The organism is Streptomyces sp. NPDC002958, assembly GCF_055563255.1.
Map to the genome: position 1 here is coordinate 30,287 of NZ_JBVHDS010000005.1, position 20,209 is coordinate 50,495.

The window sequence follows — 20,209 nt, forward strand, 5'->3', positions numbered from 1 at the left end:
CCCCTGAGCATAGCCCGCCGAGGCCCGGCCGCCGATCGGGTATCGGTTGTCGGGCCCCGTCGCGGTGGGATCAGGGGGTCTCGATGGAGGCCTCGGGGGTGGTCGTGCGTTGGTGATTCGGGTTGAGGAACCAGTGGCGGGCGGAGGCCAGCCACCACGTCGCGGCGAAGCCGAGGACCACCAGGACCGCGATGGGGGCGTAGTTGAACGTCTCCCAGGTGACCGGCGAGACCTGCGGCAGCATGAAGAGCACCGTGATGACCACGACCCAGGCCACCGCGACGACACCGATCGGGCGGGACCAGCGACCCAGGTGCCAGGGTCCCGGGGTGAAGTCGTCGCCCCGGAGCAGGCGGAGCAGGGTGGGGATGACATAGGCGATGTACAGGCCGATCACGGCGATCGAGGTCACCGCCGCGTATGCCGTGACGTTGATCAGGTACGGGAGGCCCAGGGCCAGGGCGCCGAGGGCGGCGAGCCAGACCGCGGCGACGGGAGTGCGGGTGCGTGGGCTGACCGTGTGCCAGAGGCGGGAGAAGGGCAGAGCCCCGTCCCGGGAGAAGGCGTAGATCATGCGGCTGTTGGCGGTCACGGACGCCATCCCGCAGAAGAGCTGAGCGCCGATCACGACCAGCAGCAGGAGCTTGCCGGTGGTGGCCCCGAGTGCGTCCAGGAGGATCTGGGCGGGCGGGGCGCCGGTCGGGGAGTTCAGCGCCCCGTCGTACGACTGGATGGCGAACGTGAAGCCGAGGAGAAGTACGAAGCCGGCGATCCAGGAGGTCCAGATCGACCGGACGATGCCGCGCGGGCCGGCCGTGGCCGCGTCGCGGGTCTCCTCCGTCATATGGGCGGAGGCATCGTAGCCGGTGAAGGTGTACTGGGCCATCAGCAGGCCGATCATCACGACGTAGAAGCCGCTGCCCCAGCCGGTGTTGTTCACGAACTCGGTGAGGACGAACGACGCCGACTGATGCTTGTCCGGTACGACGGTCAGGGCGCCGACGATGACGGCGACGCCGATGACGTGCCACCACACGCTCACGCTGTTCAGGATCGCGACGATCCGTACACCGAAGGTGTTGAGCAGGCCGTGCAACAGCAGGATCGCCGCGAAGAGCAGGATCGTACGGGTGGGAGTGACCTCGAAGTCGAACTGGAGGTTCAGATACGCGCCCAGGAAGGACGCCGCCCCGAAGTCGATCCCGGCCGTGACGGCTACCTGACCGAGGACGTTGAACCAGCCCGTGAACCAGGCCCAGGCCGCCGCCGAGCGCGGCGGGCCCAACCGGTGGGCCCAGAAGTAGAGGCCGGCGGAGGTCGGGTACGCCGAACAGATCTCGGCCATGGCCAGGCCGACGAACAGCGTCATCAGGCCTACGCCGATCCAGCCCCAGGTGATGACGGCGGGCCCGCCGGTGTTCATGCCGAAGAGGTAGAGCGTGAGACAGCCGGAGAGCACCGAGATGATCGTGAACGAGACGGCGTAGTTGGAGAATGCCGACATACGCCGGGCCAGTGTCTGCGTGTAACCGAGCTGCGCGAGACGCTCCTCGTCGGAAACGCCCGGTGGTGGACTGTCCTCGCCGGTGTCTGCTGTCATGTCCCCAGCGATGCCCTCGCTCCGGAGCACACATGCGGTCGGCTTGGTCACGACTGGGAAAACACGCCGCGCAACAGACCTCGCAGCAGGAAGGACACGGGGATCAGCAGGCGATCAACAAGTGATCAAACAGCAGGCTGTCGCCGCAAAGGAATCGCGCAAATCCCCAGGCCGCGCCCCTGCGCAAGTCGCTGGATATGAACAGCGGTTACTCATGTGATGGAAGCGAAAAGAAAAGCGGGCCCACTCGTGAAGAGCGGGCCCGCTTTCCGTGGGCCTTTCAGCGGACCTTCATCAGGTCCTCACCGCGTTCAGCCGTTGCGCTTCCAGCGCGGCTTGTCGTCACGGCGACCGAAGGAACCGGTGTTGGTGCCGGTGCCACGGTGGTCGTCGCGGCGACCGGTCGGACGGTCGCTGCCGCCGGAGCGGAAGCCACCGGAGGGACGGTCATCACGACGGTCACGGTTGAACGGACGGTCGCTGCCGCCGGAGCGGAAGCCGCCCGAGGGACGGTCGTCACGACGGTCACGGTTGAACGACGGACGGTCGTTGTCGCGGCGGTCGAAGGAACGGCCACCACGGTCGTCGCGACGGTCGTTGGAACGGAAGCCGCCCGAGGGGCGGTCGTCCCGACGGTCACGGTTGAAGGACGGGCGGTCGTTGTCACGGCGGAAGCCACCCGACGAACGGTCGTCACGACGCTGGAAACCACCGCGGTCACCACCGCGGTCACCACCGCGGTCGTCCCGACGGTCACGGTTGAAGGACGGGCGGTCGTTGTCACGGCGGAAGCCACCCGACGAACGGTCGTCACGACGCTGGAAACCACCACGGTCACCACCGCGGTCACCACCGCGGTCGTCACGGCGGTCATTGCCACCGCGGTAGCCGCCACGGTCGCCGCCGCGGCTGTCCCGGCGGTCGAAGTTGCCGCGGTCGTCACGGCGGTCGTCACGGGCGGCGGGCTGCTCCGGCACGGAGACGGCGGCCACGATCGCGGCCTCCGCCTCGGCGGCGACCTCTGCCACTGCTGCCTCGGGGTCGTCGCCCCGCTCGCGCGCGGCGCGGGCGACGAGGCGGTCGGCCTCCTCGCGCAGCTCGCCGGCGCGGCGCTGGACGCGCTCCAGCTGCTTGGTCAGGTCGGCGACCTCGCGCTCGGCCTGCTTGGCGGCGTTGTTCGCGGAGTCGGCCTGGACCTCGGTCAGCGAACGGGCGCCGGTGATCTCGGCGACCTCCGGGTCGAAGGCACCCGCGCCGCCCACGATGTGACGCGAGGCGTCGACGCCCGCGTCCTCCATGAGGCGGAAGATCTGACGGCGCTGGTGCGGCAGCGCCAGCGAGACGACGACACCGGACTTGCCGGCACGGGCGGTACGGCCCGAGCGGTGCAGGTAGTCCTTGTGGTCACCGGCCGGGTCCACGTTAAGCACCAGGTCGATGCCGTCGACGTGGATACCGCGGGCGGCGACGTCGGTCGCGACGAGCGCGTTGACGTAACCGTCCTTGAAGTCGGCGAGCACCCGGGTACGGGCACCCTGCGTCATGCCGCCGTGGAGTGCGTCCGCCTTGACGCCCGCCTCGACGAGCTGCTCGGCGATGCGGTCGGCGCCCAGCTGGGTGCGGACGAAGATGATGGTGCGGCCCTTGCGGGCGGCGATGGCGGAGGTGACCGGCGCCTTGTCCTTCGGCTTCACGACGAGGACGTGGTGCGTCATGGTCGTGACGTTGCCCTGGGCGCTGTCGACCTCGTGGCTCACCGGGTTGTCCAGGTAGCGCTTGACCAGCGTGCCGATCTCGTTCTCCATCGTGGCGGAGAAGAGCATGCGCTGACCGCCGACCGGAACCTGGTCGAGCAGCTCGGTGACCTCGGGCAGGAAGCCCAGGTCGGACATCTGGTCGGCCTCGTCGAGGACGGCGACCTGGATGTTCTCCAGGGAGCAGGCGCCCCGGTTGATGATGTCGCGCAGTCGGCCCGGGGTGGCGACGAGGATGTCGACACCGCGCTCCAGTGCGTAGATCTGGTTGCCCATCGACGTACCGCCGCAGACGACCTTCATCTTCAGGCCGAGCACATCGCCGTACGGCTGAAGCGCGTCCGCGACCTGCATGGCGAGCTCACGGGTCGGGGTGAGGATGACCGCGCGGGGCTTCTTCTTCTCGGTGTGGCCGCCGGCCAGCGTGGCCAGGGTCGGCAGACCGAAGGAGAGGGTCTTGCCGGAGCCGGTACGGCCGCGGCCCAGGATGTCCTTGCCCGCCAGCGCGTCCGGGATGGTCGCGGCCTGGATCGGGAAGGGCGCGGTCACACCGTTCTGCGCGAGCTTGCGGACGATGCCCTCGGGCAGGCCCAGGTCACCGAAGGTGACGCTCGGCTCTGCATCCGCATCTGCGGCGACAGCGGAGTCGGAATCGGTGCCGGTGTCGGCCTGCTCCGCCTGCTCGGCCTGGGGGGCCTCGGCCTCGGCCTCGACGGAGGCTGCGGACTCGGCGACGACGGCCTCTGCGGCCTCGACGAGCTCGTCGTTCTCGACGTTCTCGGGCATGACGGTGTGGTCAGAACTGGAAATTGACATGCGAAATGCGAAACCTTCCGGAGTCTCGGCACGCGCCCATAACTCCGTGATTCGCAATTTCGACCGCCTCAATGCGGTCCAGCCACGGCAAGGGAGAGTACGCGCCACACGGCGCGCTTCTGTTTCGGCGCCGGGCAATGGGATCAAACGATCTGCCACCATACGCACTCCCCCCCACATTGCGCAAACCGCCCTCCCCCGACCCCCTGCTACGCCGGCCCCACCTGCGGCGAGACGTCCGGCGTCCGCAGCGTCGTCGGCTCCTCGGACGCACTCATCGCGTCATCGCGGAGCCAAGCCGCGGGCGAGGAGGACGGCTGCGGCGACGGCTCCGGGGGCTCGGGCTCGGGGGAGGGGGAGGCCGACGGCTCAGGAGTGGCCGGCTCGGACGGCGGCGGGGATTCGGGCTGCTGCGGCACCCCGGGCCCCGGCTGCGAGACCGAGGGCGCCGGCGGCCCGCCGCCCCGTGTCGGTGCCGGATCGCCCGGATCACCCGGCTTCGCGCCGGGGCGTACGCCACCGGGCGCGCCCGAAGGACCGGCGGACCCGCTCGGCTCCGGCGATTCGGCCGCCTGCCGTTCGGATTGCGCCTCGGCACCGCCACCTCCGGTACGGGCACCGCCCGTGCCCGCCACGGTGCCGCCGTCCGGGCCGGCCGCGGCCCCCTTCGGCTCGGACGACGACGACGGCGCAGGTTTCCCTCCGTCGTCGCCGACACTCATGCAGCCTGTGGACGCGGCAACCGTCACTGCGATGACGGTCGCCCATCGGGCGGGTGCGGACAACTGGCGCACGGGAGGCACCTCCGGAGGTACGAAGAGAGGGCGGAGCGGTACAGGAAGGAGCGGGGGGCACCGTGCCCAACTCCCGTTGCCCCGCCGGGGACACGCCCCACTCCGGGCCGCAAACCTCCCGCACGCCTCCTGCGCGCCACCCGCACGGCGCGTGCGCCCTCATCCGTAGCCGAGCGCGTGCAGCCTCTCGTCATCGATGCCGAAGTGATGGGCGATCTCATGGACGACCGTGATCTCGGTCTCGGCAACGACGTCCTCGCGCGACTCGCACATCCGCAGCGTCGGCCCGCGGTAGATGGTGATCCGGTCCGGCAGCACCCCCGCGTACCACTCGCCGCGATCGGTCAGCGGCGTGCCCTCGTACAACCCGAGCAGCTCCGGATCGCCCGGGTCCGGTTCGTCCTCGACGAACACCGCGACGTTGTCCATCAGCCGCGTCAGTTCCGGCGGAATCCGGTCGAGCGCCTCGGCGACCAGTTCTTCGAACTCTTCGCGCGTCATCTCCAGCACCCCGCCATTGTCCCGTACGGCCGCCCGACACGCCCCGGACCACTCCACCCGCCGTTTGGCCGCCCGGGGCGAGATCCCCGGGCGGGCCCGGCCCGAGGACAGCCGAGGTCAGCCGCCATCTGCCGGAGGAGAGCCCGGCCTGAGCGGCCCCTTCGCCTATTCGGTTTGGCTGACGCCGAAACGCCGTAGTACAGTCTCCGACGTGCCCAAGGGCGCCGGTCAGGGCTTGACCGTTCTGAGACCCTAGAGGTTGAAGGAGAAGCGGAACCTCTCGAGGGAAAGCGGAGTCACATGCTTCTCACGTCCCCTCGGGCGACAGACGCAGAAGCAGCAACACCAGTAGTTCTGCCCTCATCGTCTAGTGGCCCAGGACGCCGCCCTTTCAAGGCGGTAGCACGGGTTCGAATCCCGTTGGGGGCACGCACCACCTTGTGCGACACTTAGTCGCACAAAAGCTTGGTCCTGTGGAGCAGTTTGGAGTGCTCGCCACCCTGTCAAGGTGGAGGCCGCGGGTTCAAATCCCGTCAGGACCGCTGCAGCCTTTTTGAGCTGCGTGGCTGGGTAGCTCAGTTGGTACGAGCGATCGCCTGAAAAGCGATAGGTCGCCGGTTCGATCCCGGCCCCAGCCACCACCCGAAGGCCCCGTCCACCGGACGGGGCCTTCGTCGTGTCAGGCCTCTTCCCGATCCACCGAGTTCACGCCCCGGCCGCGCCACGCCCGTACTGCCAGAACCAGCAGCACCACCGCGACCGCGGCCGCCAGCGCCATTGCGTCCGACACATGCGCTCCGATGCGCTGGGCCCACTGCTCGACGGCGAACGAATCGTCCACGTCCAGCAGTCCGGGCAGCGCAGTCGTCCCGTCGTACACGAGGAACAGCACGCCGATTGCGATGAAGAACAGCCCCGACAGCAGGGTCGTGGTGTGCAGCTCGAAGCGGCCGAGCCGGAAGGCGCGACCGCGCAGCCAGGCCCGGCGGCCCAGATCGAAGCGTTCCCAGAGCAGGGCGAGCAGAAAGAGCGGGACCGCCATGCCCAGGGCGTAGACGGCGAGCAGCAGTCCGCCGTAAACGGGGCTGCCGCTGACCGCCGCCACGGTGAGGACGCTGCCGAGAATCGGGCCCGCGCAGAAACCGGCCAGTCCGTATACCGCGCCCAGCGCGTAGACCGATGCGCCGGTGGTCGGGCGGATCCGACCGCTGAGGGCGGCGATCCGGCGCGAGGCGAAGCCCAGACCCACGATCTGCGCGATGCCGAGCACGATGATCAGCCATCCGGCGCCGAGGACGAGTGCGTCGCGGTGGCTGTAGAAGAGCCGTCCGGCGTACGAGCCCGCGGCACCGAGCGGGACCAGGGTGGTGGCCAGACCGGCGTAGAAAATGCCGGTTCGGGCCAGGAGCCGCGAGGTGGAGTCGATGGAGTACGCGAAGAAGGCAGGCAGCAGCAGCGCGCTGCACGGGCTGACCAGGGCGAGCAGCCCGCCGAGGAAGGCCGCGAAGTAGCCGATGTCAGCCGTCATTTCGCGCGGTCCTCGGCGTCGTCGGCGTTGTCACCGCTCTTGGCGTTGTCACCGCTCTTGGCGTTGTCGCCGCTCTTGGCGTTCTCGGTTTTGCCGGCCTCCTCGGCCGCCGCCTCGATGGCCTGGGTGAAGGTCTCCATCGGCTGGGCTCCGGCGATCGGGCGGCCGTTGATCAGGAACGACGGGGTGGAGGCCGCGCCGATCCCGTACGCCTCTTCCTGGTCCTTGCTCACCGCGGCGGAGGCGGCGGCACTGTCCGCGTCGCGCGCGAACCGGTCCAGGTCCGCGACGCCGGCCTGCTTGGCGAGCTCCTTGAGCCGGTCCTTGCCGAACCCCTTCTCCATGGCCCCCTCGGCGTACGCGGCCTCGTGGAACTGCCAGAAGCGGCCCTGCTGTCCCGCGGCCCAGGCGGCGCGGGCTGCGGCCTCGGACCCGGCGCCGAAGATCGGGAAGTTGCGCCACTCGATGCGCAGGGTGCCGTTGTCGACGTACTTCTTCACCAGGGCGGGCTCGGTGTCGCGGGCGAACTTGCCGCAGTAGCTGCACTTGAAGTCGGCGTACTCGATGAGGACGACGGGCGCGTCCACCCGGCCCTGCGCGAGCTTGTCATCGGCGTCGCGCCGGGCGAGCTTCGCCAGCTCCGGATAGACGCCGGCGTCCGGGTCCTTGGTGACTTCGGCGACCGACGACGAGGAGGAATCCGAGTGGTCGGGGGCGGTGGCCCGGTAGGAGATGAAGCCGAGCAGCGAGGCGGCGACGACGACTCCGGCGCCGTAGATCAGCGGCTTCCTGGACGACGGCTTACGTGAGGACGTGGGCTTGGGCATGCGGGACTCCGTGCTGGTGATACGGGAGGGATGAGGAACGGTCGGCGGGCGAGCGGCCGTCTACACCCTCAGCACGGAGAGCTCGACCGGAGTGGGCGCGGCAGGTGCGGGGCCGCACAGCTTCATCCGTACGGGCGGGCGCACCGGTCCCTGTCCGGTGGCGGCGGGCAGGCCCCACCCGGCGAGGCCGGGCGCCTGGTCGTACCCCGCACGGGCCCGGCCCGGCAGGGCGGGCTCGCCGTCCTCATGCTTCCGGCTCTTGCCGCACCCCGGGACCTCGTGCCGGTCCACGGCCGACGCGACGATCAGGGCGGGGCCGTCCGAAACATCAGAAGCAGCCGTCCTTCCGGCGCCGGCCTCAGCAGCCGCGACAGCCGCGCGTCCCGCGTCGCCCGGACCGGCCGTCGCCGGACCGCAGAACAGCCCCAGTACGACCGCGAGCACCGCCACCAGGCAGCACCACTGCGTACGGGACACGGCGACGGGCCTTTCCGGACAGGGGCAACGGGTGGTCAGCTGCCCGAAATGGTACGTGCTGTAGTTCGACGCCTCCGCGCAGTGCCCATGTGGTGACTTGGACCGCACGAAATACGTTCGCCGTTCGTCAGGCCCGGGTGAGATCCTGGGATCCGTATGTCTACTTCCTTCGCTGATCTCCAGTCCCAGCTCGGACAGCTCTCGCTCCGCGATGCACACCGGCTCGGCCGCCGTCTTGAAGGGGCGCGCCGCATCCGTAAGCCCGAGGCCCGGCAGTCCGTGCTGGACGAGATCGCCACCGAGGCCGGAAAGGCAGCCGAGCGGCTCGCGCTGCGTGCCACACGGCTGCCTGCCCTGTCGTATCCGGAACAGCTCCCGGTCAGTCAGAAGAAGGACGAGATCCTGGAAGCGATACGCGACCACCAGGTCGTGATCGTCGCCGGGGAGACCGGCTCCGGCAAGACCACGCAGATCCCCAAAATCTGCATGGAGCTGGGGCGCGGTGTCCGGGGCATGATCGGGCACACCCAGCCGCGCCGGATCGCGGCCCGTACGGTCGCCGAGCGCGTCGCCGACGAGCTGAAGACGCCGCTGGGCGAGGCGGTCGGCTGGAAGGTCCGCTTCACCGACCAGGTGAACCCCGACGCGACGTTCGTCAAGCTGATGACGGACGGCATCCTGCTCGCCGAGATCCAGACGGACCGCGAGCTGCGCGCGTACGACACGATCATCATCGACGAGGCCCACGAGCGGTCGCTGAACATCGACTTCCTGCTCGGCTATCTGGCCAGGCTGCTGCCCAAGCGCCCGGATCTGAAGGTCGTCATCACCTCGGCGACGATCGACCCCGAGCGGTTCGCACGTCACTTCGGCGAGGCGCCGATCGTCGAGGTCAGCGGACGTACGTACCCGGTGGAGGTGCGCTACCGCCCGCTCCTCGAAGAGGAGGGCGACGACTCCGACCGCGACCAGATCACCGCGATCTGCGATGCCGTCGACGAGCTCCATTCGGAGGGGCCGGGCGATGTCCTGGTCTTCCTGTCCGGCGAGCGCGAGATCCGCGACACCGCGGACGCGCTGAACAAGAAGAACCTCCGCCACACCGAGGTGCTCCCCCTCTACGCCCGTCTCTCGCACGCCGAGCAGCACCGCGTCTTCCAGCGCCACACGGGCCGGCGGATCGTGCTGGCGACCAATGTCGCCGAGACCTCGCTGACCGTCCCCGGCATCAAGTACGTGATCGACCCGGGCAACGCCCGGATCTCCCGCTACAGCCACCGCACCAAGGTCCAGCGGCTGCCGATCGAGCGGATCTCGCAGGCCAGCGCCAACCAGCGCAAGGGCCGCTGCGGGCGTACGTCGGACGGCATCTGCATCCGGCTGTACTCCGAGGACGACTTCCTGACCCGTCCGGAGTTCACCGACCCCGAGATCCTGCGCACGAACCTCGCCTCCGTCATCCTCCAGATGACCGCGGCCGGCCTCGGCGACATCGAGAAGTTCCCCTTCATCGACCCGCCGGACCACCGCAACATCCGCGACGGCATCCAGCTCCTCCAGGAGCTCGGTGCGCTCGACCTGGAGGAGACGTCCCCCCAAGGGGGAAAGAAGGTGCAGCGGCTCACCCAGCTCGGCCGGAAGCTCTCCCAGCTGCCCGTCGACCCGCGCCTGGCCCGCATGGTCATCGAGGCCGAGCGCAACGGCTGTGCCCGCGAGGTCATGGTCATCGCCGCCGCTCTCTCCATCCAGGACCCGCGCGAGCGGCCCTCGGACAAGCAGACGCAGGCCGATCAGCAGCACGCCCGCTTCAAGGACGAGACCTCCGACTTCCTGGCGTTCCTGAATCTGTGGCGGTACATCCGTGAGCAGCAAAAGGAGCGCGGCTCGTCCAGCTTCCGCCGGATGTGCAAGCAGGAGTATCTGAACTTCCTGCGCATCCGCGAATGGCAGGACATCTACACGCAGCTGCGTACGGTCGCCAAGCAGATGGGCATCCAGCTCAATGAGGAGGACGCACCCGAGCAGTCGGTGCACACCTCTCTGCTGGCCGGGCTGCTCTCGCACATCGGGTTGAAGGACACCGAGAAGAACGAGTACCTGGGTGCCCGCAGCGCCAAGTTCGCGGTCTTCCCCGGATCGGCGCTCTTCAAGAAGCAGCCGCGCTTCGTGATGTCGGCCGAGCTGGTCGAGACGTCCCGGCTGTGGGCGCGGGTCAATGCCAAGGTCGAGCCGGAGTGGATCGAGCCGCTGGCCCAGCATCTGCTGAAGCGCACCTACAGCGAACCGCACTGGGAGAAGGACCAGGCGGCGGTGATGGCGTACGAGCGGGTCACGCTGTACGGAGTACCGATCGTCGCCCAGCGCAAGATCAATTTCGGCCGTATCGACGCCGAGACCTCCCGCGATCTGTTCATCCGCAACGCCCTGGTCGAGGGCGACTGGCGGACGCACCATCAGTTCTTCCACGACAACCGCAAGCTCCTCGGCGAGGTCGAGGAGCTGGAGCACCGCGCCCGGCGCCGCGACATCCTCGTGGACGACGAGACGCTCTTCGACTTCTACGACCAGCGGATCCCCGAGCACGTCGTCTCCGGCGCGCACTTCGACTCCTGGTGGAAGCACAAGCGCCGCGACGAGCCGGACGCGCTCGACTTCGAGCGCTCGATGCTCATCAACGAGAAGGCCGGGGCCGTCACCAAGGACGACTACCCGGACTCCTGGCGGCAGGGGAAGCTCAAGTTCAGGGTGACGTACCAGTTCGAGCCCGGCGCGGACGCGGACGGTGTGACCGTCCACGTACCGCTCCAGGTGCTCAACCAGGTCACCGCCGAGGGCTTCGACTGGCAGATCCCGGGCCTGCGCGAGGAAGTGGTCACCGAGCTGATCCGCTCGCTGCCCAAGCCGATCCGCCGGCACTACGTCCCCGCGCCGAACTACGCGGGCAAGTTCCTGGACCGGGCCGTACCGCTCCAGGAGCCGCTGCCGGTCACACTGGCCCGGGAGCTCCAGCGCATGGTCGGTGTCCCGGTCGGCGCCGACGACTTCGATCTGACCCGCATCCCGGACCACCTGAAGATCACTTTCCGGATCGTCGACGAGCGGCGCCGCAAGGTGGCCGAGGACAAGGACCTCGAGGCGCTGAAGCTCCAGCTGCGCCCCAAGGCCCGTCAGGCCCTCTCCAAGGCCGCCGCGGCCACCGCGGGGCCCTCGGGCGAGTCCATCGAGCGTTCGGGCCTCACGGACTGGACGATCGGCACGCTGAACCGCGTCTTCGAGACCCGCCGGGCCGGCCAGCCCGTCAAGGCGTACCCGGCGCTGGTCGACCAGGGCGAGACCATCGCCGTACGGCTCTTCGACACCGAGGCCGAGCAGCAGCGGGCGATGTGGCGCGGCACCCGGAAGCTCATCCTGCTGAACATCCCGGTGAACCCGGCGAAGTTCGCGTCGGACAAGCTGACGAACCAGCAGAAGCTGGCCCTGTCCCGCAATCCGCACGGCTCCATCCAGGCGCTCTTCGAGGACTGCGCGACGGCGGCCGCCGACCGGCTGATCGATGCGCACGGCGGTCCGGCCTGGGACGAGGAGTCGTTCCGGAAGCTGTACGACAAGGTGCGCGCCGATCTCGTGGCGCTGACCGAGCACACGGTCAAGCAGGTGCAGCAGGTACTGGCCGCCTGGCAGGCGTGCGAGCGGCGCCTGAAGGCCACCAACAGCCTGGTCCTGGTCAACAACGTCACCGACGCACGGGACCAGCTGGCGGCCCTCGTGCCGCCGGGCTTCGTCACCGCGACCGGGCTGCGCAGGCTGCCCGATCTGATGCGCTATCTGGTTGCCGTGGACCGCCGGCTCCAGCAGATGCCGACGGCCGTCCAGCGCGACACCACGCGCATGGAGAAGGTCCACGAGATGCAGGACGAGTACGCCTGGCTGCTCGAACAGATGCCGCAGGGCAGGCCCGTTCCGCAGGAGGTCCTGGACATCCGCTGGATGATCGAGGAGCTGAGAGTCAGCTATTTCGCGCACGCCCTGGGGACGGCCTACCCCGTCTCCGACAAGCGGATCGTGAAGGCGATCGACGCGGCTGCACCGTGAGACGGATCCGGTCGGAGCCGTAACGGAGTCACCACCTTCAGTGAGGTCGACCAGACCCTCTGACCTGCTGTACAGTCTGTCTTCGTAGCCAGCCGCAAGGCAGCCGCGAAAACCTGGTCCTGTGGAGCAGTTTGGAGTGCTCGCCACCCTGTCAAGGTGGAGGCCGCGGGTTCAAATCCCGTCAGGACCGCAGTAACGAAAGCCCGGATCCTTCTGGATCCGGGCTTTCGCGCGTCTTGGCTCCGGCACCTTCCGACGAGTACTCAGACAGCAGGGCCGCTCCTGTTTCCGGGCACGGGGCGGCGGCGCACCGGGAGGTGGCACGCAATGGCGGCACCGACCGAGCACCGGACCCACGCGCTCCTGCGCGCCCATCCGGCTGCCGCTTCCTGCTGCCGCCACCTCACGCGCCACCGTCCGATCCGCCATCGGCCCCTACGGCTCGCCATGGAGCCCCTGACGGCCCCCGGGGCCACTTCCCCGCCCGAGCCGCCAGTCCTGCGTGCGGGGCGCCAGAACGGCGCCTCAGAGGCCGAGGACCAAAGTCCCTCACCGGGTGACCAATGGCGAGGCATTCCGATCCCCGGAGGTGGCAGGCTCGCACTTGGCAAGGCTCATGCAGTGTGACGGGAGTCACTGAGTGAGTTTTGAGAAGGAGTGACTTTACTCCCTTCCTACAACTGGCGAATTTAATATGTGCAATTGCACCACTCGGACGGGAGTGCCGCGGGACCTCCCGCACCGCCCGGGCCCGGCTCCCCCGGGGCGGCCGGGAACAGTCCCGCACAGACCCCCGCAAGCCCGCACGACACCCGGCCGGACCCAACCGGACGCCCGGTTTCCAGCGGCGCCGGAGCCGCCCGGGACGGCGCGGACGGGGAAGGCGTCCGGGGCCGTGAGGGCACAAAAAAGATCGCGCTGGACCCGGCGGAGTCCAGCGCGATCGAACGACGTTCCCGTATTGCACAGGTATGGCGCCTGTTGGGGCGGGCGCCCGTCATGTGGAGCCATGGGTGGACCTGTACGGGTTGGGGGACCCGGAAGCCCAGTTGTGGCGCGGCGACAGGGGTATGTCAGGCCTCGCTGCGCTGCTGCGGAATACCCGCAAGCAGTGCGCGGACCTCTGCCTCGCGGTACCGGCGATGTCCACCGAGCGTGCGGATGGACGTGAGCTTGCCCGCCTTCGCCCAGCGGGTAACCGTCTTCGGGTCCACGCGGAACATCGTGGCAACCTCAGCCGGGGTCAGCAGCGGCTCGGCATCAGGGGTGCGAGCGGTCATGAGCGGCCTCCTCGGGAGAACCGAACCATCTCGGTTCTTTCCTCTAAATTCTGCACCTTGACCCGCGTTGCCCGAAATGACGGACGCGGGCCGAGTCGGTTATAGGACGAACGGCTTGTCCTCGGCACTACAACTACACCATCCGTCCAGCCACGTCGGCCAAACCGATGGAATTGCCCTCCCAGGTGTTCATCAGCGACGGAAGCCGATGGACCATGCCATAGCGGACAGTCACACCACCGTGACGATCAGTCACAGAGCGATCAGGAGTCACCAGACCTCCCATAGCGTGCAATGCAGAGCAATCCGCCCCCAGTTGGACGGATGGAGCCCTCCCCGAGCTCCTTGTCCTATTTTGGCACGAGGGGTAGGGAAGGGCGCAAGGGCCCCGTTAGTGCTATCCATCACGCTTGAGGCAAAGGCCCGGTTCGGGACGTAGGTCCCGAGACCACTGCGATACGCCTCCGCCCCTTCATCCTCACGTGTCACACAGGACACAGGTTCAGACGAGAATGAGGACCTGTCAGTTCGCGAATTGACGATCTTTTACCGCTCGCCAGCGCTCCACCAGCCGTCCGTACGCCGCACTCGCCCCTTCGGCGTCGCCGGCCTGCAGCGCCGCGACGCCCTCGGCCACATCGGCGGCCGAGCGGTCCCCTGCGAGATGCTCCGCCGGCAGTGCGTGCACCAGACCCGCGTAGTCCAGTTCGACCAGTGCGCGCGGATGGAACTCCTCCAGCCAGCGCCCCACCTCCACGAGCCCCTCGGTCAGCGGCCCTTCCTCCACCGTCTCGCGCAGCGTCTTCAGCGTCCGGGCCAGCCGGCGCCGGGCCTGGACCATCGGCGTCCGGTAGCGCAGCACGGGCGCCTCGCCGCCCTCGCCCGCCTCCGCGTACTCCCGCTCGCCATCGGAGAAGAGCACGAACCAGCGCACGGGGACCTGCCACACCGAGGTGAGGATCCAGGGCCTGGCGTCCGGATTGTGCTCCGCCCACCGTTCGTGATCCGCGACCGCCTGCCCGCGCACCACCGGCGGCAGCACCGCGTCGAGCACCGGCCCCGGGAACATCTCCATCAGCCCGTCCAGCGCCAGCCAGCCGCGCAGCCTGGTCCGCCACGGGCAGACACACACCACACCGTCGACCTCTGCGACGAACGCGTCCCCGCTCTCGTGCACCGGCACTACGACCGGCGGCGTGGCCACCAAGTCGGCCAGCGAACGACGCAGTTCGTCCTGGGCCGTGGGGATGCGGGAGCGCCTGGCGTAACGGGCCCAGTGGGCGCGTTCAGGTTCCGGGAAGGCGGCCAGCGGCTCGTACACCCGGAGGTAGGACGCGTAAGGGACGAGCACTGAAGACACCACCGACATGCAGCAAATCGTGTCATGCACTACTCCGCCGAGGGGGTGATCCTGGGCACTGGAACAGATCTACGTGCGCGTAGGACTTACGCTCTTGCCCAGTCGGACCGGCCATGCCGGCCGGTCCACGGCCCTCCCCACCTTCAGGAGGGTCTTCCGCCGCTTCGTACTTGGGAGTCACCACAGTGACCGATGTGACCGACGGCGTCCTGCACACCCTGTTCCACTCGGATCAGGGGGGCCACGAGCAAGTCGTGCTCTGCCAGGACCGTGCCAGCGGCCTCAAGGCCGTCATCGCCATCCACTCCACCGCTCTGGGCCCGGCCCTCGGCGGCACCCGCTTCTATCCGTACGCCTCCGAGGAGGAGGCCGTCGCGGACGCGCTGAACCTGTCACGCGGTATGTCGTACAAGAACGCCATGGCCGGTCTCGACCACGGCGGCGGCAAGGCCGTCATCATCGGCGACCCCGAGAAGATCAAGACCGAGGAACTGCTGCTGGCGTACGGGCGGTTCGTGGCCTCGCTCGGCGGCCGCTACGTGACGGCCTGCGACGTCGGCACCTATGTCGCCGACATGGACGTCGTCGCCCGCGAGTGCCGCTGGACCACCGGCCGCTCCCCCGAGAACGGCGGCGCCGGCGACTCCTCGGTCCTCACCGCGTTCGGTGTCTTCCAGGGCATGCGGGCCTCCGCCCAGCACCTCTGGGGCGACCCGACGCTGCGTGGCCGAAAAGTGGGGGTCGCCGGAGTCGGCAAGGTCGGTCATCACCTGGTCGAGCATCTGCTGTCGGACGGCGCGGAGGTCGTGATCACGGATGTGCGGGACGAGTCCGTCCGCCGCATCACCGAGCAGCACCCCGAGGTCGCCGTCGCCGCGGACACCGCCGCGCTGATCCGTACCGAGGGCCTGGACATCTACGCCCCGTGCGCGCTCGGCGGCGCGCTGAACGACGACACCGTTCCGGTGCTCACCGCCAAGGTGGTGTGCGGCGCGGCCAACAACCAGCTCGCGCACCCCGGCGTCGAGAAGGACCTCGCGGACCGGTCGATCCTGTACGCACCCGACTACGTGGTGAACGCGGGCGGTGTCATCCAGGTCGCCGACGAGCTGCACGGGTTCGACTTCGACCGGTGCAAGGCCAAGGCGTCGAAGATCTTCGACACCACGCTGGCCATATTCGCACGTGCGAAGAGCGACGGGATTCCGCCGGCTGCCGCAGCCGACCGGATCGCCGAGCAGCGGATGGCCGAAGCGCGCCGTCGCTGACGGTGGCGGGGCGTCACCCGACGCCCTCGCCGCATGTGACCTGCCGACCCGCCGACCGGCGAGACAAGACTCACGCCGGTCGGCGGGTCGCATGCCAAGAAGAGGTTAAAATCGCAGTTGACCAGCGAGGACGGGGCTTCTCGCCGGTCCTCTTCCGGGGCGCGTGATGCGGGCGACGTACCGTATGGCCGCGGAAGCAGGTACCGTTAAAGCCCTACGGGCACGGTCTCTCACCCGAGAGTCCGTCCTGAAACATGAACGCGTGTCAAGACTCTGGGGCCGTCGAGCCCCGTCACCGAGGGGGTCGAGCCATGGGGCGCGGCCGGGCAAAGGCCAAGCAGACAAAGGTCGCCCGCCAGCTGAAGTACAGCAGCGGCGGGACTGACCTGTCGCGTCTGGCCAATGAGCTGGGCGCATCGCCTTCGAGTCAACCACCGAACGCAGAGCCGTTCGAGGACGACGACGAGGAAGATGACCCGTACGCACAGTACGCGGATCTGTACAACGACGATGAGGACGAGGACGAGGACGATCAGTCCGGTCCGTCGTCACAGCGCCGCGGCGCTTGACCTCGCGCTGACACATCAACCCGGTCCGGGCCTGTCCCGGACCGGGTTCTGTGCTACCCCGATCCGGTCCTGCCGGTCGGGCGGACTTCGGTGCCCTCGATCGCCGAGCGGGCCCTCGTCCCGGCGACCGAGGACGAAGCGGCACACCGGGCGAACCCGGTGTGCCCGCCCGTACTTATCGCGCGTACCCGCCGACGAGCTCCGCACCCGAGGTGTGTGACCCGCGCTCGGTGATCTCGCCCGCGACCCAGGAGTCGACCCCGCGGTCGGCCAGTGTCGTCAGGGCCACGTCCACGGACTCGGCCGGAACGATCGCGATCATGCCGACGCCCATGTTCAGCGTCTTCTCCAGCTCCAGCTGCTCGACCTGGCCTGCCTTGCCAACCAGGTCGAAGACCGCGCCGGGCGTCCAGGTGGAGCGGTCGACCCTGGCGTGCAGTCCGTCCGGGATGACCCGGGCCAGGTTGTTGGCCAGACCGCCGCCGGTGACATGGCTGAAGCCGTGCACCTCGGTCGTACGGGTGAGGGCCAGGCAGTCCAGCGAGTAGATCTTGGTGGGCTCCAGGAGCTCCTCACCGAGCGTCCGACCGAACTCCTCGACCTCGCGGTCCAGCGCCCAGCCGGCCCGGTCGAAGACCACATGACGGACGAGCGAGTACCCGTTGGAGTGAAGACCGGACGACGCCATGGCGATCACCACGTCACCCTTACGGATACGTTCCGGGCCGAGCAGATGGTCGGCCTCGACCACGCCCGTACCGGCGCCCGCGACATCGAAGTCGTCCGGGCCGAGAAGACCCGGGTGCTCGGCGGTCTCGCCGCCGACCAGGGCGCAGCCGGCGAGGACACAGCCTTCGGCGATGCCCTTCACGATGGACGCGACACGCTCGGGGTGCACCTTGCCGACACAGATGTAGTCGGTCATGAAGAGCGGCTCTGCACCGCAGACGACCAGGTCGTCGACGACCATGCCGACGAGGTCGTGGCCGATGGTGTCGTACACGCCCATCTTGCGGGCGAGGTCGACCTTCGTGCCGACGCCGTCGGTGGCGGAGGCGAGGAGCGGACGCTCGTAACGCTTGAGGGCCGAGGCGTCGAAGAGTCCGGCGAAACCGCCGAGGCCGCCGAGGACCTCTGCGCGCTGCGTCTTCTTCACCCACTCCTTCATCAGCTCGACGGCACGGTCGCCGGCCTCGATGTCGACGCCCGCTGCCGCGTAGGAAGCACCTGTTGTCTCAGACATTGCCTGGGATCTTTCGTGTGGAAATACGGGGCTGGTGGCCAGAGGTGTACGGCTGGACCGTCACGGTCGACGCAGTGCGTCGGACGCGGCGGTCGCCGCAGGGCCTGCCGCCAGCTCGGTCTCCAGCAGCTGCTTGCCGAGCAGCTCCGGGTCCGGAAGCTCCATCGGGTACTCACCGTCGAAGCAGGCGCGGCACAGGTTCGGCTTGGCGATCGTCGTCGCCTCGATCATCGCGTCGAGCGAGATGTACGCGAGCGAGTCGGCACCCATCGACGTACAGATCTCGTCGACCGTCATGCCGTTGGCGATCAGCTCGGCGCGGGTCGCGAAGTCGATGCCGAAGAAGCAGGGCCACTTCACCGGCGGGGACGAGATCCGGATGTGGATCTCGGCGGCACCGGCCTCGCGGAGCATCCGGACCAGTGCGCGCTGGGTGTTGCCGCGGACGATCGAGTCGTCGACGACCACCAGGCGCTTGCCCTTGATGACTTCCTTGAGCGGGTTCAGCTTGAGGCGGATGCCCAGCTGGCGGATTGTCTGGGACGGCTGGATGAAGGTCCGGCCGACGTAGGCGTTCTTCACCAGTCCGGCGCCGAACGGGATGCCGCTGGCCTCCGCGTAACCGATGGCGGCGGGGGTGCCCGACTCCGGCGTCGCTATGACCAGATCGGCCTCGACGGGGGCCTCGGCGGCCAGCTTGCGGCCCATCTCCACGCGGGAGAGGTAGACGTTGCGCCCTGCGATGTCGGTATCGGGGCGGGCCAGATAGACGTACTCGAAGACACAGCCCTTGGGCTTCGCTTCCGCGAAGCGCGAGGTGCGCAGGCCGTTCTCGTCGATGGCGACGAGCTCGCCCGGCTCGATCTCGCGGACGAAGCTGGCACCGCAGATGTCGAGGGCGGCGGACTCGGAAGCCACCACCCAGCCGCGCTCCAGACGGCCGAGAACCAGCGGGCGGATGCCCTGCGGGTCGCGGGCGGCGTAGAGGGTGTGCTCGTCCATGAAGACGAGGGAGAAGGCGCCCTTCACGTCGGGGAGCACCTTCGCGGCGGCCTCCTCGATGGTGAGCGGCTTGCCGTCGTCATCGGTCTGGCCGGCGAGCAGCGCGGTCACCAGATCGGTGTCGTTCGTCGCGGCGACCTGGGTGGCGCGGCCTTCCTTGCGGGGAAGGTCGGCGACCATCTCGGCGAGCTGGGCCGTATTGACCAGGTTGCCGTTGTGGCCCAGAGCGATCGAGCCGTGCGCGGTCGCACGGAACGTCGGCTGCGCGTTCTCCCACACCGAGGCACCGGTGGTGGAGTAGCGGGCATGACCGACCGCGATATGGCCCTGGAGAGATCCCAGAGACGTTTCGTCGAAGACCTGCGAGACCAGTCCCATGTCCTTGAAGACCAGGATCTGGGACCCGTTGCTCACTGCGATGCCCGCGGACTCCTGTCCACGGTGCTGCAGGGCATACAGTCCGAAATAGGTGAGCTTGGCGACCTCTTCACCCGGAGCCCAGACACCGAAGACGCCACAAGCGTCCTGGGGGCCTTTCTCTCCGGGGAGCAGGTCGTGGTTGAGTCGTCCATCACCACGGGGCACGCCACCGAGTGTAGGCGAGATCGACCACTGGTCCGAATTCGGGATACCGGGCCGGAGCACCGGGGAAGCGCTCCCAGGAGCGGTTCACGGGCCGGTTCGGGCAGTCACTCGGAGTGATCATTTCCGGGTCGCAGTGAGGTGCGGGACGGGGTGCGGACCGGCCACAGGGCGGCGGTCGCCCGGACCAGCAGCCAGTTACCGGCTAGTTTCGGCCACTCGGGGCACGGGGTCAGTCGGGCCGGATGGTGGCGCTCGGTGAGCCGTCGATGCTCCGGCGCGGAGCCCGGCCGAACGCCCGTTTCGTGGCGAGCCTCACACCCGGAAGCCCGGTATGCGGCTCCTCGGGGACCTCGGCCGCGGCGGCGCCGAGAAGCCCGCGGCGGGTTACGGGCGGCGAGTCGGCGAGTTCCGCAGTGCGAGACCACCGTTGACAGCCCTGCCCGCCTGCGCCGCCACGCGCGGCCGTGCCCTGCCCCGGAGCAGTCACGCTATCTCGTGATTCGAACAACAGTG

At 68.8% G+C, this 20,209-nt stretch carries 15 protein-coding genes and 4 tRNA genes; 8 read left to right on the forward strand and 11 right to left on the reverse strand.

Annotated features, from left to right (window positions below):
• Window positions 1–70 precede the first annotated feature (70 nt).
• The 4 genes from ACZ3IC_RS10995 to ACZ3IC_RS11010 all read right to left on the reverse strand — a co-directional run bounded on the left by ACZ3IC_RS10995 (window position 71) and on the right by ACZ3IC_RS11010 (window position 5,474).
• Window positions 71–1,600 (reverse strand): amino acid permease, encoded by a 1,530-nt coding sequence (locus ACZ3IC_RS10995; protein ID WP_467414806.1) that lies wholly within the window; start codon window positions 1,598–1,600, stop codon window positions 71–73.
• 311 nt (window positions 1,601–1,911) lie between these two features.
• Window positions 1,912–4,140 carry a DEAD/DEAH box helicase gene (locus tag ACZ3IC_RS11000; RefSeq protein ID WP_467414808.1) on the reverse strand — a complete coding sequence of 743 codons (2,229 nt, stop codon included), beginning with the start codon at window positions 4,138–4,140 and terminating at the stop codon, window positions 1,912–1,914.
• A 239-nt stretch (window positions 4,141–4,379) separates the two neighbouring features.
• A complete protein-coding gene (locus tag ACZ3IC_RS11005) occupies window positions 4,380–4,964 on the reverse strand; it encodes a hypothetical protein (protein WP_467414810.1) in 585 nt (194 codons plus the stop codon).
• Between the two features lie 159 nt (window positions 4,965–5,123).
• On the reverse strand, window positions 5,124–5,474 hold the full coding sequence (locus ACZ3IC_RS11010) for a metallopeptidase family protein (protein ID WP_030929660.1): 351 nt from the start codon (window positions 5,472–5,474) through the stop codon (window positions 5,124–5,126).
• A 347-nt stretch (window positions 5,475–5,821) separates the two neighbouring features.
• Between ACZ3IC_RS11010 and ACZ3IC_RS11015 the strand changes: the two genes are divergently transcribed.
• The 3 genes from ACZ3IC_RS11015 (at window position 5,822) to ACZ3IC_RS11025 (ending at window position 6,106) form a co-directional block, all read left to right on the forward strand.
• A tRNA-Glu gene (locus tag ACZ3IC_RS11015) sits at window positions 5,822–5,894 on the forward strand.
• A gap of 38 nt (window positions 5,895–5,932) precedes the next feature.
• Window positions 5,933–6,007 (forward strand) — tRNA-Asp (locus tag ACZ3IC_RS11020).
• Window positions 6,008–6,029: 22 nt separating this feature from the next.
• A tRNA-Phe gene (locus tag ACZ3IC_RS11025) sits at window positions 6,030–6,106 on the forward strand.
• A gap of 38 nt (window positions 6,107–6,144) precedes the next feature.
• Here ACZ3IC_RS11025 and ACZ3IC_RS11030 read toward each other — a convergent pair.
• The 3 genes from ACZ3IC_RS11030 to ACZ3IC_RS11040 are packed head-to-tail and all read right to left on the reverse strand — an operon-like array spanning window position 6,145 to window position 8,297.
• Entirely contained in the window at window positions 6,145–6,993 is an 849-nt protein-coding gene (locus ACZ3IC_RS11030; RefSeq protein WP_467414813.1) for a cytochrome c biogenesis CcdA family protein, read from the reverse strand.
• A complete protein-coding gene (locus ACZ3IC_RS11035) occupies window positions 6,990–7,820 on the reverse strand; it encodes a DsbA family protein (RefSeq protein ID WP_467414814.1) in 831 nt (276 codons plus the stop codon). The genes ACZ3IC_RS11030 and ACZ3IC_RS11035 overlap by 4 nt, the downstream gene beginning before the upstream one ends.
• Before the next feature lie 60 nt (window positions 7,821–7,880).
• The gene (locus tag ACZ3IC_RS11040) at window positions 7,881–8,297 is read right to left on the reverse strand and encodes a hypothetical protein (RefSeq protein WP_467414817.1); all 417 of its coding nucleotides are present in this window, start codon (window positions 8,295–8,297) and stop codon (window positions 7,881–7,883) included.
• Between the two features lie 156 nt (window positions 8,298–8,453).
• Between ACZ3IC_RS11040 and hrpA the strand changes: the two genes are divergently transcribed.
• The 3 genes from hrpA (at window position 8,454) to ACZ3IC_RS11055 (ending at window position 13,016) form a co-directional block, all read left to right on the forward strand.
• Window positions 8,454–12,389 carry an ATP-dependent RNA helicase HrpA gene (hrpA, locus tag ACZ3IC_RS11045; RefSeq protein WP_467414818.1) on the forward strand — a complete coding sequence of 1,312 codons (3,936 nt, stop codon included), beginning with the start codon at window positions 8,454–8,456 and terminating at the stop codon, window positions 12,387–12,389.
• A gap of 115 nt (window positions 12,390–12,504) precedes the next feature.
• Window positions 12,505–12,579: transfer RNA gene (locus tag ACZ3IC_RS11050), tRNA-Asp, on the forward strand.
• Window positions 12,580–12,716: 137 nt separating this feature from the next.
• Window positions 12,717–13,016: a DUF6274 family protein gene (locus tag ACZ3IC_RS11055; protein ID WP_467414820.1), complete on the forward strand. Its 300-nt coding sequence runs from the start codon at window positions 12,717–12,719 to the stop codon at window positions 13,014–13,016.
• Between the two features lie 446 nt (window positions 13,017–13,462).
• Here the strand turns inward: ACZ3IC_RS11055 and bldC are convergent, their stop codons facing one another.
• Both bldC and ACZ3IC_RS11065 read right to left on the reverse strand, forming a co-directional pair.
• Window positions 13,463–13,669 carry a developmental transcriptional regulator BldC gene (gene bldC, locus ACZ3IC_RS11060; protein WP_003949541.1) on the reverse strand — a complete coding sequence of 69 codons (207 nt, stop codon included), beginning with the start codon at window positions 13,667–13,669 and terminating at the stop codon, window positions 13,463–13,465.
• A gap of 523 nt (window positions 13,670–14,192) precedes the next feature.
• Complete coding sequence (locus ACZ3IC_RS11065) at window positions 14,193–15,038, reverse strand: DUF8083 family protein (protein ID WP_467414822.1); 846 nt, start codon at window positions 15,036–15,038, stop codon at window positions 14,193–14,195.
• Window positions 15,039–15,214: 176 nt separating this feature from the next.
• Here ACZ3IC_RS11065 and ACZ3IC_RS11070 point away from each other — a divergent pair, with 176 nt between their 5' ends.
• The gene (locus tag ACZ3IC_RS11070) at window positions 15,215–16,297 is read left to right on the forward strand and encodes a Leu/Phe/Val dehydrogenase (RefSeq protein ID WP_467414823.1); all 1,083 of its coding nucleotides are present in this window, start codon (window positions 15,215–15,217) and stop codon (window positions 16,295–16,297) included.
• 311 nt (window positions 16,298–16,608) lie between these two features.
• The gene (locus ACZ3IC_RS11075; protein ID WP_030929682.1) at window positions 16,609–16,866 is read left to right on the forward strand and encodes a DUF3073 domain-containing protein; all 258 of its coding nucleotides are present in this window, start codon (window positions 16,609–16,611) and stop codon (window positions 16,864–16,866) included.
• 175 nt (window positions 16,867–17,041) lie between these two features.
• On the opposite strand, the gene purM is transcribed toward ACZ3IC_RS11075, so the two are convergent.
• Both purM and purF read right to left on the reverse strand, forming a co-directional pair.
• The gene (gene purM, locus ACZ3IC_RS11080) at window positions 17,042–18,109 is read right to left on the reverse strand and encodes a phosphoribosylformylglycinamidine cyclo-ligase (protein ID WP_467414825.1); all 1,068 of its coding nucleotides are present in this window, start codon (window positions 18,107–18,109) and stop codon (window positions 17,042–17,044) included.
• A gap of 60 nt (window positions 18,110–18,169) precedes the next feature.
• Window positions 18,170–19,696 (reverse strand): amidophosphoribosyltransferase, encoded by a 1,527-nt coding sequence (purF, locus tag ACZ3IC_RS11085; protein WP_467414828.1) that lies wholly within the window; start codon window positions 19,694–19,696, stop codon window positions 18,170–18,172.
• Window positions 19,697–20,209 lie beyond the last annotated feature (513 nt).

Excerpts from the sequence above, each read along its gene's own strand:
- ACZ3IC_RS11075 (WP_030929682.1), top strand. The coding sequence starts at position 16,609 with ATGGGGCGCGGCCGGGCAAAGGCCAAGCAGACAAAGGTCGCCCGCCAG.
- ACZ3IC_RS11035 (WP_467414814.1), bottom strand. The coding sequence starts at position 7,820 with ATGCCCAAGCCCACGTCCTCACGTAAGCCGTCGTCCAGGAAGCCGCTG.
- ACZ3IC_RS11000 (WP_467414808.1), bottom strand. The coding sequence starts at position 4,140 with ATGCCCGAGAACGTCGAGAACGACGAGCTCGTCGAGGCCGCAGAGGCC.
- ACZ3IC_RS11055 (WP_467414820.1), top strand. The coding sequence starts at position 12,717 with ATGGCGGCACCGACCGAGCACCGGACCCACGCGCTCCTGCGCGCCCAT.
- bldC (WP_003949541.1), bottom strand. The coding sequence starts at position 13,669 with ATGACCGCTCGCACCCCTGATGCCGAGCCGCTGCTGACCCCGGCTGAG.
- ACZ3IC_RS10995 (WP_467414806.1), bottom strand. The coding sequence starts at position 1,600 with ATGACAGCAGACACCGGCGAGGACAGTCCACCACCGGGCGTTTCCGAC.
- ACZ3IC_RS11030 (WP_467414813.1), bottom strand. The coding sequence starts at position 6,993 with ATGACGGCTGACATCGGCTACTTCGCGGCCTTCCTCGGCGGGCTGCTC.
- purM (WP_467414825.1), bottom strand. The coding sequence starts at position 18,109 with ATGTCTGAGACAACAGGTGCTTCCTACGCGGCAGCGGGCGTCGACATC.
- ACZ3IC_RS11065 (WP_467414822.1), bottom strand. The coding sequence starts at position 15,038 with ATGTCGGTGGTGTCTTCAGTGCTCGTCCCTTACGCGTCCTACCTCCGG.
- hrpA (WP_467414818.1), top strand. The coding sequence starts at position 8,454 with ATGTCTACTTCCTTCGCTGATCTCCAGTCCCAGCTCGGACAGCTCTCG.